The sequence below is a fragment of the Serratia sp. JSRIV001 genome (assembly GCF_019968745.1).
Lineage (GTDB): Bacteria > Pseudomonadota > Gammaproteobacteria > Enterobacterales > Enterobacteriaceae > Chania > Chania fonticola_B.
In genome coordinates, this window is the sequence record NZ_CP074147.1 from 5,564,853 (window position 1) to 5,582,118 (window position 17,266).

The 17,266-nt window shown below is 53.3% G+C and carries 13 protein-coding genes; 4 read left to right on the forward strand and 9 right to left on the reverse strand.

Annotated elements, in window-relative coordinates:
• Positions 1-53: 53 nt before the first annotated feature.
• Positions 54-1,067 (reverse strand): Gfo/Idh/MocA family protein, encoded by a 1,014-nt coding sequence (locus tag KGP17_RS25850; RefSeq protein WP_021807421.1) that lies wholly within the window; start codon positions 1,065-1,067, stop codon positions 54-56.
• A gap of 113 nt (positions 1,068-1,180) precedes the next feature.
• Positions 1,181-3,121, reverse strand: a complete 1,941-nt coding sequence (gene iolD / locus KGP17_RS25855; RefSeq protein ID WP_223498592.1) for a 3D-(3,5/4)-trihydroxycyclohexane-1,2-dione acylhydrolase (decyclizing) — start codon at positions 3,119-3,121, stop codon at positions 1,181-1,183.
• Positions 3,122-3,714: 593 nt separating this feature from the next.
• Here iolD and iolC point away from each other — a divergent pair.
• Together iolC and KGP17_RS25865 are read left to right on the forward strand one after the other, a co-directional pair.
• On the forward strand, positions 3,715-5,655 hold the full coding sequence (iolC, locus tag KGP17_RS25860; protein ID WP_094982408.1) for a 5-dehydro-2-deoxygluconokinase: 1,941 nt from the start codon (positions 3,715-3,717) through the stop codon (positions 5,653-5,655).
• Between the two features lie 207 nt (positions 5,656-5,862).
• Positions 5,863-6,699, forward strand: a complete 837-nt coding sequence (locus KGP17_RS25865) for a MurR/RpiR family transcriptional regulator (protein ID WP_021807418.1) — start codon at positions 5,863-5,865, stop codon at positions 6,697-6,699.
• A gap of 46 nt (positions 6,700-6,745) precedes the next feature.
• Here KGP17_RS25865 and iolB read toward each other — a convergent pair whose 3' ends face one another.
• Complete coding sequence (gene iolB / locus KGP17_RS25870; protein ID WP_021807417.1) at positions 6,746-7,555, reverse strand: 5-deoxy-glucuronate isomerase; 810 nt, start codon at positions 7,553-7,555, stop codon at positions 6,746-6,748.
• Between the two features lie 110 nt (positions 7,556-7,665).
• Entirely contained in the window at positions 7,666-9,171 is a 1,506-nt protein-coding gene (locus KGP17_RS25875; protein WP_223498593.1) for a CoA-acylating methylmalonate-semialdehyde dehydrogenase, read from the reverse strand.
• Positions 9,172-9,732: 561 nt separating this feature from the next.
• Between KGP17_RS25875 and KGP17_RS25880 the strand changes: the two genes are divergently transcribed.
• Both KGP17_RS25880 and KGP17_RS25885 read left to right on the forward strand, forming a co-directional pair.
• Positions 9,733-11,169, forward strand: a complete 1,437-nt coding sequence (locus KGP17_RS25880; protein ID WP_021807415.1) for a sugar porter family MFS transporter — start codon at positions 9,733-9,735, stop codon at positions 11,167-11,169.
• Positions 11,170-11,196: 27 nt separating this feature from the next.
• Positions 11,197-12,033 carry a TIM barrel protein gene (locus KGP17_RS25885; RefSeq protein WP_179248678.1) on the forward strand — a complete coding sequence of 279 codons (837 nt, stop codon included), beginning with the start codon at positions 11,197-11,199 and terminating at the stop codon, positions 12,031-12,033.
• 66 nt (positions 12,034-12,099) lie between these two features.
• Here the strand turns inward: KGP17_RS25885 and fetB are convergent, their stop codons facing one another.
• The 5 genes from fetB to KGP17_RS25910 all read right to left on the reverse strand — a co-directional run bounded on the left by fetB (position 12,100) and on the right by KGP17_RS25910 (position 17,112).
• The gene (gene fetB, locus KGP17_RS25890) at positions 12,100-12,873 is read right to left on the reverse strand and encodes an iron export ABC transporter permease subunit FetB (protein WP_021807413.1); all 774 of its coding nucleotides are present in this window, start codon (positions 12,871-12,873) and stop codon (positions 12,100-12,102) included.
• Entirely contained in the window at positions 12,860-13,537 is a 678-nt protein-coding gene (fetA, locus tag KGP17_RS25895; protein ID WP_021181766.1) for an iron ABC transporter ATP-binding protein FetA, read from the reverse strand. Before fetA ends, fetB begins: the two co-directional genes overlap by 14 nt.
• 521 nt (positions 13,538-14,058) lie before the next feature.
• Positions 14,059-14,361, reverse strand: a complete 303-nt coding sequence (locus KGP17_RS25900; protein ID WP_021807412.1) for a hypothetical protein — start codon at positions 14,359-14,361, stop codon at positions 14,059-14,061.
• A 619-nt stretch (positions 14,362-14,980) separates the two neighbouring features.
• Positions 14,981-15,721: a lipoprotein gene (locus tag KGP17_RS25905; RefSeq protein ID WP_021181768.1), complete on the reverse strand. Its 741-nt coding sequence runs from the start codon at positions 15,719-15,721 to the stop codon at positions 14,981-14,983.
• 191 nt (positions 15,722-15,912) lie between these two features.
• On the reverse strand, positions 15,913-17,112 hold the full coding sequence (locus KGP17_RS25910; protein ID WP_065683979.1) for an NAD(P)/FAD-dependent oxidoreductase: 1,200 nt from the start codon (positions 17,110-17,112) through the stop codon (positions 15,913-15,915).
• Between the last annotated feature and the right edge of the window lie 154 nt (positions 17,113-17,266).

The following is a 17,266-nucleotide window of genomic DNA, read 5'->3' on the forward strand; positions in this document are numbered from 1 at the left end:
TCAGTCATGTTGGCACTTACCGGCTATCTTTCCCACCGGCTTGGCCAAGAAAGTTATTTACCATAGAAGCCAGGACGGGCAGGCAAGGTCACTGGCACCACTTCACCGCTGGTCTGCGCGGCGATACAGGCATCCGCCGCCACCGCAGCGGCAAAGCCATCCCAAGCAGAAGGCCCGGTGAGCTTGCCGGCCTGAACGTCATTGATAAAGGCTTGCAGTTCAACATCATAGGCACCGATAAAGCGGTCTTTCCAGTCGACCAGGATCTCGGTGGACAGTTTGGCACCGCTGCGCATTTGCACCGCGGAAGGTTCTGGTAGCTTGGCAATGCCGGTTTCCCCCACCACCTCACACTGAATGTCGTAGCCGTATTGGCAGTTAACAAAAATTTCGACGTCAATGCGGGTGCCCTTGGCCGTTTCCATCAGCACAATCTGCGGGTCTCTCAAATGCGGCAGGGCTTTGCTGCTCTTGCGTGGGAACACTACTTGCACCGAGACGTAATCATCGTCCAGCAGCCAACGCAGCACGTCTAACTCGTGAATGAGCGTATCGGTAATGGCCATATCCGTGGTGTAGGCTTCACCGACCCTTGGATTACGGTGGGCACAATGCAGCATCAGCGGTTCGCCGATCTGGCCGCTGGTTAGTACCTGTTTCAGCGCCCGGTAGCCCTGATCGTAAGGGCGCATAAAACCCACCTGTACCAGGCGTTTGCCATGCCTGGCTTCGGCATCCACGATGTTTTTGCAACCCTGTGCCGTGACCGCCAGCGGTTTCTCGCAAAACACGGGTTTACCCACAGCAATGGCGGCCAGCACAAACTCTTCATGGCTCGGCCCCCATGATGTAACCAGCACCGCCTGGACGTCTGAGGAGTTGATCAGATCGTGGGCATTGTCATAAACCTTGGCGTCCAGTTTCAGTTCGCTGACCACCTTGGCCGCACTGTCTCGATTGATGTCATTCACCGCAACCACGCGGCTGCCCTGCAACACCTGGCTGCAACGGCGGATATGATCCCTACCAATAGCACCGGTACCAATAACCCCAATGTTCAATGTCATTTTCGTTATCCTCGTGGACTGTAAACGGCAGACGCAAGGTCTGAAGTCGAGCTGATTATTTATGTCGGCGCGGCATGCTCCACCGCACCTACGATTGCCAAGGCATTGCGTTATCAGTAGTCGCGGGCTTTATCGATGTTCTCTTGCAGCCTGCGGGCGACGGCAATAATTTTTTCACTTTCAGCCACCTGGGCCCCCCCCACGCGCCACCAACTGAGATAGTTGTGGACCATGGTTTTTGGCAGCACTTTGATATCGAGCAGGGTGGAAACCTGTTGCTTACGGGCATCTGCCAGCGCATCGATCAGCTGTTGTTCTGTAGTAATGCTGTAGGTTTTGCAACCATAGGCCGCCGCCAACATGGCAAAGTTAACCGGAACGAGCTTGCCATCCAGTTTGTTGCCTTGCGGATTACGGAAGCGGAACTCGGTGGTGTAGCTCCCCATGCCGTGCCCTATCTGCAGGTTGTTGATACAGCCGTTGGTCATGTTGTCGAACAGCACCACGTTGATTTTGCAGCCTTCCTGGATCGAGGTGACCAGCTCAGAATGCAGCATCATGAACGCCCCATCCCCCACCATGGCGTAAACTTCGCGCTGCGGCTCCGCAAGCTTGACGCCTAACGCGGCGTTAACCTCATAGCCCATACAGGAGTAGCCGTATTCCACGTGATAGCCGTGCTCACCCCGGTTTTGCCACACTCGCTGCAAATCGCCCGGCAAACTGCCAGCGGCGGCAACGATGACGCTGTCCTGCGGTAAATGCTCATTCAGCACCCCCAGCACTCGGCTTTGGGTTAATACGGAGCCGGTTTTTTCGATAAACTCGGCAAACACCTGTTCACGATCGAGGCTGTCGTCGACTTCCGGCACAAAGCCTTCGCCGGTATAGGTCACTTGATAGACACGCTCGGTCTCTTTCTGCTGTTCGCCAAGCGCCTTGCTGATAGTGTCTTGCCAATCAGCACGATAATCCGCCTGAGCCAACAGCGGGCTGAGAGAGGCCAGAGCCGCACGGGCATCTGCCAAGACTTGCAGACCGTCCAGCTTTCCAGCATCAAACGCGCTGACGTTGATGTTAAGGAATTCCACTTCCGGATTTTGGAATAGCCATTTGGACGAGGTGGTGAAATCGCTGTAACGGGTGCCGATGCCGATCACCAGGTCTGCCTGCTTCGCCAGCGTGTTGGCCGCCAGACAGCCGGTTTCACCGATGCCCCCCACGTTATAAGGATGAGCGGAAAGCACCGTACCTTTACCAGCCTGAGTTTCGGCAAACGGAATATGGAAGCGTTCAGCAAACTGCTGCAACGCCTGCCCAGCCTGCGAATACTTCACCCCGCCACCGCAGATTATCAACGGCTTGCATTTACCCACCACCAACGCCAAAGCCTCTGCCAGAGATTCTTGGCTGGCCGGACGGCGCTCAAGGCGATGCAGCCGTTTGTGGAAGAAATAGTCTGGGTAATCGTAGGCTTCGCCCTGAACGTCCTGCGGCAGGCAAAGCGTGACGGCACCAGTTTCTGCCGGATCGGTCAGCACACGCATGGCATTAATGCAGGCGCTCATCAGCTGTTCTGGGCGCACAATGCGATCCCAATATTTACTGACAGCGCGAAATGCGTCGTTGGTACTGATGCTTAAATCGTAGGATTGTTCGATCTGTTGCAATACCGGATCGGGCTGGCGAGAGGCGTACACATCGCCCGGTAGCAGCAGTAAAGGAATGCGGTTAGCCGTGGCAGTGGCCGCAGCGGTAATCATATTGGCTGCGCCGGGGCCGATGGAAGAAGTACAGGCGTAGATCTGCTGGCGCAGCTTCTGCTTGGCAAACCCGGTAGCGGCATGCGCCATTCCCTGTTCATTGCGCCCCTGATGCACCAGCAGATCGCCACAGTCTTGCTCCAGAGCCTGCCCCAGGCCGAGTACGTTACCGTGGCCGAAAATGGCGAAGATACCCTTGACGAATTTGGTTTCGACACCGTCTACCAGCAGGTACTGGTTGTCGAGAAATCTGACCAACGCCTGTGCCATGGTCAACTTGATCTTACCCATTTTACTCACCCTTTCATTTGGCGTTATCCCGAGCCTGCTGCAGATGGTGGTGTGCGAGCAGACAGGTGTAGCCGGTGGCGTAGCGCTGACGTCGTTACACAAAAGCAGTGATAATCTTGTCTGGGTTGTTACACACTGCTCATGCAATAAGCGGTTTGAAACGTGCATTGATTATAAACAAATATATTTTTCATAAAATATCAATACAGAAAAAACATTTCATTTTGCGATAAAGATCGCATATTACCAAACCACACAGACTGCAGTTATTTATATAATTCAACTGATTAAGTAAAAAATCATCATGGCTCTCTTTCGATCGATGCGCCCACTCGCCGATCGAACCAGCAACCATCAAGATGGCGCTCGCTTGTGCAGGAAATTTCCGCAATGTACTGTTATATCAATAATAATATGCCAGATCGGCAGGCCGTCCGTTATAGGCTGCTTTTAAATGCATCACGTTTACGGGGTGTAAATTTCATTTCGTATTGAAATTGAAATTTTTATTCCTCATACTTCGAACCATGCTTCCTACTTAGCTCCTTTACCGGGTCGCAATCGGTTTTGCTTAATGACAGAAGGAAACGGGTATGGCCACACAACAAAAGCAGCTTGATGTCATTTGCCTCGGGCGCATCGCTGTCGATTTCTATGCTCAACAAATCGGCGCACGCCTGGAAGATGCCAGCTCATTCGCCAAATATCTTGGCGGCTCCTCCGGCAACGTGGCCTATGGCACCGCGATCCAAGGGTTAAAATCCGGCATGCTGGCTCGCGTAGGGGATGAGCACATGGGCCGCTTTCTGCGTGAAGAACTCCAGCGCGTCGGCGCGGACACGCAGAGTCTGATCACCGATAAGCAGCGCCTGACTGGCCTGGTGATCCTGGGCATCAAGGATCAGGAAACCTTCCCACTGATTTTCTACCGCGAAAACTGTGCCGACATGGCGCTGACACCCGAGGATATCGATGAAAACTACATCGCATCATCACGGGCCCTGGCGATCACCGGCACCCACCTTTCCCATCCCAAAACGCGCGCAGCGGTACTTCAAGCGTTGGAATACGCCCACCGCCACGGGCTGCGTACCGCGTTGGATATCGATTATCGGCCAGTGCTGTGGGGGTTGACCTCGTTAGGCGATGGCGAGACCCGCTTTATCGAATCGGAAAAGGTGACCCGCGAGTTGCAGGAAGTTCTGCACCATTTCAATCTCATCGTGGGGACTGAAGAAGAGTTCCATATCGCTGGCGGCAGCACCGATACGCTGGTCGCGCTGCAAAACGTCCGTAAGGTCACCCAGGCCACGTTGGTGTGCAAGCGAGGGGCGCAGGGGTGCTCGGTATTTGAAGGGGATATCCCCACAGATTGGCAGCAAGTCAAATTGCATTCTGGCGTTCGCGTTGACGTTTTAAACGTGCTCGGCGCGGGTGATGCCTTTATGTCTGGCCTGCTACGTGGCTATCTTAATGATGAGGGTTGGGATCAGGCCTGCCGTTACGCCAATGCCTGCGGTGCGCTGGTAGTGTCACGCCACGGCTGCGCCCCCGCGATGCCGACCAAGCTGGAGCTGGACGATTACCTGCAACGCGAACAAGAGGTGAAACGCCCGGATCTGGATGCCCGTCTGAACCATTTACACCGCGTTACCACACGTAAACAGCAGTGGCCGGAACTGTGCGTATTTGCCTTTGATCATCGCAAGCAGTTGGCAGAAATGGCGCGAGAGGCAGGAGTGAGTACAGAGCGGATCCCACAGTTAAAAACGTTATTGTTGGCCGCCGCACAGGCTGCAGCTGCCGAAGCGGGGTTACACGGCAACAGCGGTATTCTGGCAGATACTACCTACGGCCAGGCGGCGTTGAATGCCATTACTGGCCAAGGCTGGTGGATTGGCCGCCCGGTGGAGTTGCCGAGCTCCCGCCCTTTGCGGTTGGAGCACGGCAACATTGGCTCGCAGCTGATCGACTGGCCCCAAGAGCACGTGGTCAAATGCCTGGTATTTTATCATCCACAGGATGCCGAAACGCTGCGCCGTGAGCAGGATGAGCTGATCGTTGACGTGTATCGTGGCTGCTGCAAATCGGGCCATGAGCTGTTGCTGGAAGTCATTTTGCCAGAAGGTCATGCCGACAAAGACGAGCGCAACTATCTGCAGGTGATGGAACATTTCTACCGGTTGGGCGTTCTGCCAGACTGGTGGAAATTGCCGCCGCTGAGTGCCGCCAACTGGCAAAAAGTGGGGGAATTGATTGAAACTCACGACCCATTCTGCCGCGGGGTGCTGATCCTCGGGCTAGACTCCCCACAGGAAACGCTGAAAGCCGGGTTCGCCGCAGCCGCAGATGCCCACTGGGTAAAAGGTTTCGCGGTTGGCCGCACCATTTTTGGCACTTCTTCACGCCTTTGGCTACAAGGTGAGATCGATGACCTCGGGCTGGTCGAACAGGTGAAACAGAAATACCTGACGCTGATCGGTTTCTGGCGGCAATATCGCCCGCAGCCTGCGAGTAAAACCAGCCGGAGTTAAGCTGGCGTTGTTAATGAACCTGCCCCTTAAAGTGATTTTCGCTGCTTTAAGGGGATTTTTTTGCCCATTTTCTGTGAAGTAACGCAACTGGCGACGAAATAAATCGCTTTTTGTAGAAATGAAATGTCCACTCCATCTGTTAGAATAACCGGACAATATCTTCAGCGTATACCCAATACGCCTCAGCCAATACTGCGAGCCGAATGGATGACTAACCCAACTCAACTTTCGCTGTTACAGGACGAGATCCGCCGCCGTTATGAAACGCTGAGCAAGCGCTTGAAACAGGTAGCACGATACATTCTGGATAACAGTAACAGCATTGCTTTCGATACCGTTGCCTCCATCGCCGCACAGGCCAGCGTGCCGCCATCTACCCTGATCCGTTTCGCCAACGCCTTTGGCTTTAGCGGCTTCAACGAAATGAAGCAGGTTTTCCGCCAGCATCTGATGGAAGAAACGGTGAACTATACCGAGCGCGCACGCCTGTTCCGCCAAACCTCTACCGACGACAGCGTTGCCCCGGAAAAGCCGGCAGAAATCCTTAACGTGTTTACGATGGTCAACTCGCAGGCGCTGCAACAGTTGGCGATGCAAACCAGTGCCGAGCAGTTGGATCGGGCGGTAGAGCTGCTGAATAGCGCGGAAAATATCTACGTGATCGGCCTGCGCCGCTCATTCAGCGTGGCTTCATATCTCACCTATGCCCTGCGCCACCTGGAAAGGCGCGCCTTCCTGATCGACGGGTTAGGCGGGATGTTTACCGAACAGCTCAGCATGGTGAAGCCCAAGGACGTGGTGATCGCCATAAGCTATTCGCCTTATGCCAAAGAAGCGGTAGAACTGGTGGAGTTGGGTGCCAAGCAGGGCGCACAGCTGATCGCCATTACCGACAGCCAGGTCAGCCCGCTTGCCGCCTTCAGCGATGTCTGTTTTGTAGTGCGCGAAGCGCAGGTAGATGGTTTCCGCTCGCAGGTGGCCTCCATGTGTCTGGCACAGACGCTGGCGGTATCATTGGCACTGAATAACGCCAAAGAGCTGTAATATTCGAAAAGGGCCGCAGTGTGCGGCGGCCCCTACCTTGTCAGTATCAATAGCTCTCGCTGTTGATCCAGGCGTGATCTTTTTCCCAGGTGAACTTCCACAGGCGTACCGGCCCCGCCATCACATTGAGATAGTAATTGTCATATCCGGCCAGGGTTGCCACCGGATGGTAACCGCGCGGCACTTTCACCACATCGCGGTTATAGACCGGCATACACTCATCCAGCGAACGATCGTCGGTATAGACACGTTGCAGGCAGAACCCTTGTTCAGGGTTAAGACGGTGGTAATAGGTTTCTTCCAGGTAGGTTTCGTCCGGCGAGTTTTCCTGGTCGTGCTTATGGCTTGGGTAGGAGCTGGTATTGCCTTCGTCGGTATAAACCTCAACCACCAGCAGGCTGTCAGCCGGTTGGCTATCAGGCAGAATATTGTGTACCAGCCGTTGGTTACGGCCTTTACCCCGCCGCTCCACGCCGACGTCTGCCGGGGTGATCAAGCGTGAAGGCAGATGTCCGTTACCCGGTGCACTGCATACCGCCAATTCCAGATCGGTTTCTGCCCGGACTTCAGCATGGTCGTGATGCGGTACATAAACGGAGTAAGGTGGAGTGCGCTCAAACGGGCTCATCCGCTTACCAATGTGTGGATACTCCGCTCGTTGCGTTACCACAGAGGCAATTCCCGCCACCAGCACTAGGCAAAGCTCCTTGTCGCCACTCTCCAACCGCAACGACTGCCCGGCCGCTAACCGATAGACCTCAAACCCGACAAAACGCCAGCCGGCATTTTCCGGGGTGACGGACTGAATACGCCCCTGCGCATCCGGTTGCTGACATTTCGCAAGTAATGATGACATGACAATGCTCCTTAAATCCCGTGCTTGTGAGTGTGGCTGCAATGCATTGATACCAGCGACAACGGCCGCTATCCCGATGGAATAACGGCCTCGGCATACCTGGCTGCGGTTTAGCCCAGCGTTGGCATACTGTATTCGGATACCGTTTGCTGGCCGGTTGGCCAACGTGCGGTGGCCGTCTTCATGCGGGTATAGAATCGCACGCCGTCCGTACCATGTACGTTAAGCGCACCGAATACTGAACGTTTCCAGCCGCCAAAGCTGTGGAAAGCCATCGGCACCGGTACCGGCACGTTAACCCCCACCATCCCCGCCTGAACCTCATGCACAAACTGGCGAGCATAGTGGCCGTTATTGGTGAAAATGGCGCTGCCGTTACCAAACTCGTGGCTGTTCACCGTATCGATGGCCGTTTGGTAATCGGCCACACGCACAATGCCCAACACCGGCCCAAAGATCTCTTCGCGATAGATGCGCATATCAGGTTGTACGTTGTCGAACAGGGTACCGCCCACGTAGTAACCCTCTGGATAACCCGGCACCTGATAATCGCGGCCATCGACCACCAGCGTTGCACCCTCTTTAACGCCAATATCAATGTACCCCAGCACTTTTTTCTGATGGGCGGATGAGACCAACGGCCCCATTTCATTTTCCTCGCCGCCTTGCTGCATGCCGGGGCCAACCCGCAGTTGGGCGATCAGCGGTTTGAGTTTGGCAATCAGTTTATCCGCGGTGCTATCACCAACCACGACGGCCACCGGCAGCGCCATGCAACGTTCACCGGCCGAGCCAAATGCCCCTCCCATCAGCGCATTGACCGTGGCATCCAGATCCGCATCCGGCATGACGATAGCCTGATTTTTGGCGGCCCCAAAGGCTTGTACACGCTTGCCATTCGCACTGGCGGTGGTGTAAACATGCTCTGCAACCGTAGATGAGCCAACGAAGCTCACCGCCTGAATGCGTGGATCGGTGCACAGCTGCGAGGCCTCTTCATTGCCACAATGCACGACGTTGAACACCCCATCCGGCAGGCCCGCCTCTTTCAGCAGTTCTGCCAGACGCACGGAGGCCGAAGGCACCAACGCCGGAGGCTTCAAGACGAAGGTATTACCACAGGCCAGCGCGATAGGGAACATCCACATCGGCACCATAGCCGGGAAGTTAAACGGCGTGATCCCGGCCACAACACCCAGTGGCTGCATCAACGAGAAACTGTCCACGCCGGTGCCGACATCCGGTGAGTATTCCCCTTTGATCAGGTGCGGAATACCGCAGGCAAACTCCACCACCTCCATGCCACGTGTCAACTCCCCCAGCGCATCGGAATAGACTTTGCCATGTTCACTGACGATCAGTTGCGCCAACTCTTCGCGGTGCTGCTCTAGCAATGCTTTGAAATTGAACATGATACGCGCCCGGCGCAGCGGCGTGGTACGCGCCCAGTCGGTAAATGCCTGATGGGCGACATCAATAGCCTGTTTCACCTCGGCGGCGGTGCTCTGCGTCACCCGGCGTTCAACCTGGCCGCTGGCCGGATTGTGCACGTCGACGGTTTGATTACTGCTGCTCAGGCAAACCTGCCCACCAATAAAGTTACCCACGGTTTTCATGTTTCACCCTCTTTTAAGTCCGCTATCGCCACGACCTGAAGCATTGCCGCATACCGTGACGTTCATCGTGCCGTCTGCAAGAGTACGGCCCACAGGCAGATTAAATCCTGACCAGATGAATCAAACTCTATTCTATTGAAAAAAAAGTTTCAAATAAAAGTTTTTAGAAAATTTGTTTTTAGTGCCGCCGATCGCAAATTTGCCATTCCCGTAGGCAGAGCGGGTGGTGGCAAACGATGCTATCCGCGATCCGCCAGCTGCGTGGCCTTACACAGTAATCTCTATTTTTTAAACAGATACACTTGCCCGCCTGGAGGAGTCAATTTTCCAATCTGCTATGCAAATCGGGCAGAACATTTGCCCTATTTATGCTCAATTTTTTGAACTGGATCTAAAAATCAATATTTCATTATTCACTAAATATGAAATAAATGTTCTTGTCTGCCAAAGGCCCCCTGAAAAACACCGCCTTGATGACAGGCACGGTTCACCCTTCTGCCTCCCTACCCCCCTACAAGTCACTTAAGTAGGCAGAAGCCTGGATAAAAATCGGAGCAACATATGTCACATCAGCGTAAACACAATACTGGGTATATTCTGCGTATCTGCGGGATTGCGGCACTCGGCGGCATTCTGTTTGGTTATGACACCGCCGTGATTTCTGGCGCTATCGAGGCCCTTAAAGCCTACTTTGACCTCAGCCCGGCAGAAACCGGCTGGGCCGTGTCCAACGTAGTGATCGGCTGCGTGGTCGGTGCCTTCGGCGCTGGGCCGCTGGCCGGGCGCTATGGCCGAAAAAAGGCCCTGGTGGTCGCCGCCCTCCTGTTTACCGTCTCTGCAGTCGGTGCTGCTTTGGCCACCACCTTCACCTGGTTTGTTATCTATCGCATCATCGGGGGTCTCGCCGTCGGGCTGGCCGCAACGGTATCCCCCATGTACATGTCAGAAGTCTCACCGAAGGATATGCGGGGCCGGGCGCTCAGCATGCAGCAGTTCGCCATCGTGTTCGGTCAGATCGTGATTTTTTACGTTAACTTCAAGATTGCCAGCTATGCCAGCGAAGCCTGGCTGATTGAGATGGGCTGGCGCTGGATGATTGGCTCAGAGGTGATCCCCTGCCTGCTGTTCACCGCCTTGGTCTTTGTCATCCCCGAATCACCACGCTGGAGCGTAATGGTAGGCCGCGACGATCAGGCTTTAGCCATGCTGACCCGAGTTTCAAATGCTGAGCATGCTAAAAGCGTTTTGAGAGAAATCAAGGAGTCGCTTCGCCAGGACGAGCAGCACCGCAAGCAAAAGCTGAATTATGGCGACGTGCGCGTACGCTTCATTCTGTTTGTCGGCTGTATGATCGCCATGCTGCAACAGGTGACGGGGGTTAACGTCATGATGTATTACGCCCCGGTGGTGCTGAAAACCGTGACCGAAAACGCGCAAGAAGCCCTGTTCCAGACCATCTGGATCGGCGTATTGCAACTGGTCGGCTCGGTGATCGGCGCGATGCTGATGGATCGCTTAGGCCGTATTCCACTGATGCGCTGGGGCACCCTGGGCACCATCGTTGGTCTGCTGATCACCTCTTATGCCTTGTATACCCAGGCAACTGGCTACTTTGCGCTGTTTGGCATGCTGTTCTTTATGGTGTTCTACGCCATGTCATGGGGCGTGGGTGCCTGGGTGCTGGTTTCCGAAATCTTCCCCAACCGCATGCGTTCACAGGGGATGAGCATTGCCGTTGGCTGTATGTGGCTGGCCAACTTCGTCGTGGCCCAGAGCTTCCCGATGATCAATGACCAACCTTATCTGTTCTCCACCTTCCACGGGGCGTTCCCAATGTGGGTGTTTGCCGCCTGCTGCCTGTTCAGCTATTGGTTTATTGCCCGCTTTATTCCAGAAACCAAGGGCGTTTCACTGGAAAGAATGGAAGACGTCGTGATGGCAAAACGCTATCGCCAACCGCTATCTGAAATCGTCACGGCAGAAGATGGCAAAGCCTAAAGCCCACAAATCCAGGAGTGATGCAACATGGCCATTGCGTTAGCACGTTTTTGTATCAACCGTAAGATAGCCCCCAACCTCACTCTGGAGAACTTCTTCCGCCTGGTGAAAAGATGTGGGTTAAACAAGGTCGAACTGCGCAACGATATGTCGGGTGGCAAAGTGTCCGACAACCTGAGCAACGAGCAGTTAAACGCGCTGGCCGAAGAGTTCGGCATTGAGATCGTCACCATCAACGCGCTGGGAATGTTCAACCTGCTGGAAGATCAAGCAGCATTGCTGAAAAACGCTGAAGCGTTGCTGGTTCAGGCAAAAGCCATCCATAGCAAGGCGGTGGTGATGTGCCCACATTGCAACGCGAGCGACCGGCGCAGTGAATCACAAAAGAGGGAAGATACGCTGGCTGCACTACGGCTACTCGCTCCGCTGTTCAAACAGTACGGCGTTGAGGGCTACGTGGAACCATTGGGGTTTGGCATAAGTTCACTGCGCTCTTCCTTGCTGGCACAGGCAATCATTCGTAATTCTGGCGCACCCTATAAGATAGTGCTGGATACGTTCCACCACTATCTTAGCAACGTTGCACAACCAGAGTTTGACGCTCAGATCCGGGTTGAGCAGATTGGTTTGGTGCATCTCTCTGGCGTTGAGGATCCGCTCGTCAAAGGCGCATTAAGCGATGAACAACGCATTATGCTGAGCGATAAAGATCGGTTGGCAAGCGTAGCCCAAGTACAGAACCTGGAACGTTTGGGCTACCGGGGGATCTATGCCTTCGAGCCGTTCTCTTCACAGCTAAACACCTGGACAGAGGGCGATATCGAACGCGAGATCCGCCACAGTATTGCATTGCTGCAAGGATAAACGCACAAGCTGTCCGTAGGCTACAGAGAGCCTCGCTTTACACATACTGCGTAGGGCGAGAAGTGCCTATTTGAGCGTATGAACCACCAGTTGCTCACGCTGGTTGTAGAACTTCCTATAAGCCAGATAGCAGGCGATGATGGTTGACAGGCTGGCGGTAGAAAGCAGCATAAATGTCACCATAATCTGATACTTGATGGCTTTTACCGGATCGATACCAGCAAAGATCAAACCGGACATCATTCCTGGCAGGCTTACCAGACCAACCGTTTTAGCGGAATCTATCGTCGGGATCAGCGATGCACGAATACTGTCACGGATCAGAGCCGCAGAAGCGAATTTGGGGGATGCTCCCAGGCTGAGCATTTCCTGGATCTTCTGCTGTTGGTCTTTAAAACGTTGCCCAAGGTTGTTGTAGCACAGACCCACCGCCACCATCGCGTTGCCAGCAATCATGCCGGAAATGGGGATCACCTGCATTGGCGTAAAGGCAATCGAGCCGCTCAGTACCAGCACTACCAGCGTCAACGTCGCCCCTGCAGTAATGGCAATAAACGAAATGGTAAACGCGTTATCGATATACTTACTGCGCTTTTTCGCGTTATATGCTGCATTGAAGCAGATAAACAGCACCATCAACACCGTTAATAGTCCATTATCCAAATCAAAGATATATTTTAAAACGTAGCCGACGATAACCAACTGTACCACCGCACGGCAAATGCTCCAGATAATGTCTTTTTCCAGTGCCAGCTTCTCTTTGTGGCTGATCAGAATGGCGACAATCACCAGGAGCATCGACAAGCCTAATGATTCGTTGGTGATATTATGCTGACTCATGAGCTTTCTCCTGGCTATCGATGCGGCTCAGCGGCAGGGTGATCACCTCGTCCGCATGCGCAATTTCATCCTTATCGTGTGTAACCCATAGTACCCCCAGACCTTGCTCGGCCACCAGGCGGCGGATTAACTCATTGACGTTACGTTTGTTATCTTCATCCAGAGCACTGGTGATCTCATCAAGCAGCAGTACCTTTGGCATAAATTGCAGATTTCTGATCAAGGAAATACGTTGTTTCTCACCGCCGGAGAGCTCGTTGATACCTTTTTTCAACATGCTATCCGGCAAGGCCAACAGTGTCAGATCCTGGCGGATTTTCTTCTCATCGGGTTTCAGTTTACGAATTTGATAGGGTAACGCGAGGTTATCGTAGACGGTGTCACCAAACAGGGCTGGCGTTTGGAAGCAGTAAGAAACCTGCTTGCGGTACTCTTCTGGGGCAACGTCATCAATATTTTTACCGTTGAAAATGATGTTGCCACGAGTTGGGCTAAGCAATGAGGAAACGATCTTCAACAAAGTACTCTTGCCACACCCCGAAGGCCCGGTGATCAACTTAAATTCGCCCGACTTCAGGGTGAAAGAAACGGCATCCAGAATAACCTGCTCGTCAATTTGATAATGGATGCCTTCCAATACCAGTAATTCATTACTGCCCTTCATGCTCACTCCGGCTTGTTGCGCGACTCTCCTCTTTCAGCGGCGAACTGCTGGCTGCCAGCTGAAATCCATGAGGGTATTTTCTGCCAGTAAAAAAATTCAGGCAAGTTGTTAATCGCTCTGCAAACCGGCCAGCTCAGCGCATGTGGAGAGCGGTTGATGCAGTATAGAACCAAGCTGAATAAAATGTTGCTGAGCCGAGAGGAGTCAAGGTCGCTCTTGGCACATTAATAATACTACGCATGTACGGCTGGCCGTGTTAATAATGTAGTAGTTTAGCCCCATTCGCCCCCAACGGCACGATAATAGGTATACGTGTAAAAGCAATTAATAATACTTTCTGCGGAAATAGAATTATATCGATAAAATACCCGGGCGTTCTACCCTATATTGGCCCTCCCCCCCCTTATCCAAGGGCATAAGTTCAAAGTACGGTGAAATAAATAGCTCGTTAATAATGAGCCGGTACCATACGAACCAAAAAGCAACCCCTCGCTAAAATACAAGGGGTAGAGATGGAACTGTCAGGATTCGATTTGCGCACGTAAATACGCCAGTGCGCTTTGGCTGTAGCTCTCCCCTTGAGTCAATTTGTTGATCCGGCCCTGGGCCTCCAGCACCATACCAAGACGATGTAATTCCTGATGCTGCGGAAGTACATCGGCAAACGCATTAAGCAGGATGATTGACGGCATGATTTTTTCTGCGCAAGTGCCTACTGCGCCAGGTTCATCCCCCCTGGCCGGACAGGGCAGGCTGTCCGAATGGCGATGTTGGCATGCCTGTAACAAGGTAATTGCCTGTTGAATTTCATGACTCCATGGCATAACCACTTTCCTCTGAGACTGATTGCCTTGCCTAGATATGATTAATAATCAGCACGTTAACATGCATTAACGACTAACAACAAACCACAAACGCCCCTAACCAAGCTGGCCCTATACAAGATAGGTTTTTCCGGCCATGGTTTATTGATATAGGTCACATTGCATAAAGATCGCCAAATTTTTATATCCCGTCAATGGCTAAGATAATTCGCAGAATTTCTATAACGCCACATTTTTCACTTAGAAAAGATAAAATTCCTACTGCGAAATCTATCTATCCCTAACCTAAATTGGGTAAAAAAAAACAGATTTTTCGGTAAATTACCGATTAAAAACAATAGAAAAATGCGTTCGCATGATGCAGAAGGATATTCTGAATAAACACGATAGTTGTAATTGTAAAGTTATTACCAACCAGATTATTCCTGTACGCCATTTATTGTCTCGAAAACGGCCAAGAGCAAGGTCTTGCTGGCCGAAAGGTAAGCGTTCACCCTGCGATGAGGCGATAGCCGCTACGGGGGTCAGGAGCTGCCGGTATGTCTAGGGTGTCTGAGGAAGCTGGAAACAGGCCCGAAGCCTGAACGTGGCCTCAGATTTTGAGGCCACGTTCACGCAATTACGGTTTCTTGCAGGGAGCAGGGGCGTATTTAGCATCCGCAGGGAACGCCTGCGGTTGGCAATCAGGCAGGCCCGGCAGGGCCATTTCATAAACCGCCACACCAATCACGCCGACATTCTCTTTTTCCCCCGCCAGTGAACTCGCAGCGTAGGAGTCATCCGGTTTTGCAAAACGGAATGCGGCAACGGACGAATCACTTTTACGGAAGCCCTCAATCACCAGGGTTCCTTTTGGGGAGACCAGATAGCCGGAATTACGCAGTGAACCACTGCGGCCAGAAATCACGTCCAGGCCGTCAACAGCGGTTACCACCTCATAGGTTTTGCTGGGGCTGGTGTTATAGAAGAACAGCTGGTAGCGCTCGCCGTCATTGGCAGAGAATGAAAACTCGCCATTTTTATAACGATTGAGCGCGAAATCCCGATTGTTTTCGGTCTGCACCCGCATTCTGACGGAAGACAACACGATCTCATTGGTGTACTGCCCATTATTGGAAGCGGCCGCGCTGTACAACACTTTGGCGACACTGTCTGGAGAGGAATGCATACGCTTCGCGTCAACGGTGGTCACTTTGGAGTAAACGTCCTCACCCCATGCCGTTCCCAGTTTATGTTCTTGGGCGACTGGAGCCGGTGCAGCGGCAGGATCAGCCGCCACGCGTGAAGAGGAAATCTTTTGGCTACAGCCGGAAACCAGCACCAGAGAAGCCAGTAATGCTAAACCGCATTTGATTTTCATCAGCAGAACTTTCCTTGTTATTATTTGAATCAGAGTGCGCTTGCCTCAACGCACGAGCCGAGCCCATTATTCAGAATTACTTCCGATGTTCCTATCTCTTAAGTTCTTAAAATAGACCATTTATTATCTGAAAAGGCGCCGCATGCCGCGCCTCTTCATGGCGAGCAGGTTCAGGAATGCCTGCCGTCTCTTTAAGATTTCTGCGCAGCCAAAGCCTGCGCGCAGGCCCAAGCGGAACTCCAGGCCCACTGGAAGTTATAACCCCCCAGCCATCCTGTCACGTCCACCACCTCACCGATAAAGTACAGGCCCGGCACCTTACTCGCCTCCATGGTTTTGGAAGAAAGCTCTTTGGTGTCCACACCGCCCAGGGTCACCTCTGCGGTGCGGTAACCCTCAGTGCCATTGGGTTGTACGCGCCAATCTTGCAAACTATCAACCAACGCTGCCTGCTGCGTTGGAGTGAGTTGCTTCAACGTGGCCTCCGGCAGTTGCCCCAATTCTTGCAGCAATTCCACCAGGCGCTTTGGCAAGTGCAAAGCCAGGGTGTTTTTCAGGCTCTGGTTAGGATGTGCCTGGCGCTGTTCGTTAAGGAAGCCCACCAGGTCTAGCGTTGGAAGTAAGTTAATGCTCACAAACTCACCAGGCTGCCAGTAACTGGAGATCTGCAAGATAGCCGGACCAGAAAGCCCCCGATGCGTAAACAAGATGCTTTCACGAAAGCTGGTGCCATCTTCCGCTGTGACCACTGCGGGAACCGAAACGCCAGACAGCGCCTGGGATTGCTCCAACAGCGGCTTATGCAGCGTAAAGGGCACCAAACCGGCCCGGGTCGGCAACACTTTCAGGCCAAACTGTTCCGCCAACTTATAGCCAAAGGGGGTGGCCCCCAAACCCGGCATGGAAAGCCCACCGCTCGCCACCACAAGTGAGCGAGCACTCACACTCTCGCCGTTAAGTGCCAATTCAAAGCCCTGGTCGGTTTTTTCGACGCTCAGGACCTCGCTGCGCAGGCGCGTTACCACCTGACCCAGTTCGCACTCTTGCACCAACAGATCGACGACCTGCTGTGCAGAATCATCACAGAACAGCTGCCCCAAGGTTTTTTCGTGGTAGGCGATGCCGTAGCGGTTAATCAGATCGATAAAATCCCATTGGGTATAGCGTGCCAATGCCGATTTGCAGAAATGGGGGTTATGCGAGAGGTAGGCCGCCGGTTCAACGGACATGTTGGTGAAGTTACAGCGCCCACCGCCAGACATCAGGATCTTGCGGCCCGGTTTTTTGCCGTTGTCGAGTAATAGCACCCGGCAACCCAGTTGCCCTGCCTGCGCAGCACAAAACATCCCTGCGGCACCCGCGCCAATGACGACAACATCAAACTGTTCCACCCAAACCTCTCTTTGCAATAACCACAACAATCGCGGCAACAAGAGCGTATTTTACGCCTTTTACGTGCCTGTATACCGCTAAATCCGCGGTGGGGGATTGTAAAGGCATCGGCAGGACAACGCCAACGTAAGAAAATGTAACGGACATAAACGG

Coding starts and splice junctions, on each gene's coding strand:
- KGP17_RS25850 (WP_021807421.1), bottom strand. CDS start 1,067: ATGACATTGAACATTGGGGTTATTGGTACCGGTGCTATTGGTAGGGAT.
- iolD (WP_223498592.1), bottom strand. CDS start 3,121: ATGGGTAAGATCAAGTTGACCATGGCACAGGCGTTGGTCAGATTTCTC.
- iolC (WP_094982408.1), top strand. CDS start 3,715: ATGGCCACACAACAAAAGCAGCTTGATGTCATTTGCCTCGGGCGCATC.
- KGP17_RS25865 (WP_021807418.1), top strand. CDS start 5,863: ATGACTAACCCAACTCAACTTTCGCTGTTACAGGACGAGATCCGCCGC.
- iolB (WP_021807417.1), bottom strand. CDS start 7,555: ATGTCATCATTACTTGCGAAATGTCAGCAACCGGATGCGCAGGGGCGT.
- KGP17_RS25875 (WP_223498593.1), bottom strand. CDS start 9,171: ATGAAAACCGTGGGTAACTTTATTGGTGGGCAGGTTTGCCTGAGCAGC.
- KGP17_RS25880 (WP_021807415.1), top strand. CDS start 9,733: ATGTCACATCAGCGTAAACACAATACTGGGTATATTCTGCGTATCTGC.
- KGP17_RS25885 (WP_179248678.1), top strand. CDS start 11,197: ATGGCCATTGCGTTAGCACGTTTTTGTATCAACCGTAAGATAGCCCCC.
- fetB (WP_021807413.1), bottom strand. CDS start 12,873: ATGAGTCAGCATAATATCACCAACGAATCATTAGGCTTGTCGATGCTC.
- fetA (WP_021181766.1), bottom strand. CDS start 13,537: ATGAAGGGCAGTAATGAATTACTGGTATTGGAAGGCATCCATTATCAA.
- KGP17_RS25900 (WP_021807412.1), bottom strand. CDS start 14,361: ATGCCATGGAGTCATGAAATTCAACAGGCAATTACCTTGTTACAGGCA.
- KGP17_RS25905 (WP_021181768.1), bottom strand. CDS start 15,721: ATGAAAATCAAATGCGGTTTAGCATTACTGGCTTCTCTGGTGCTGGTT.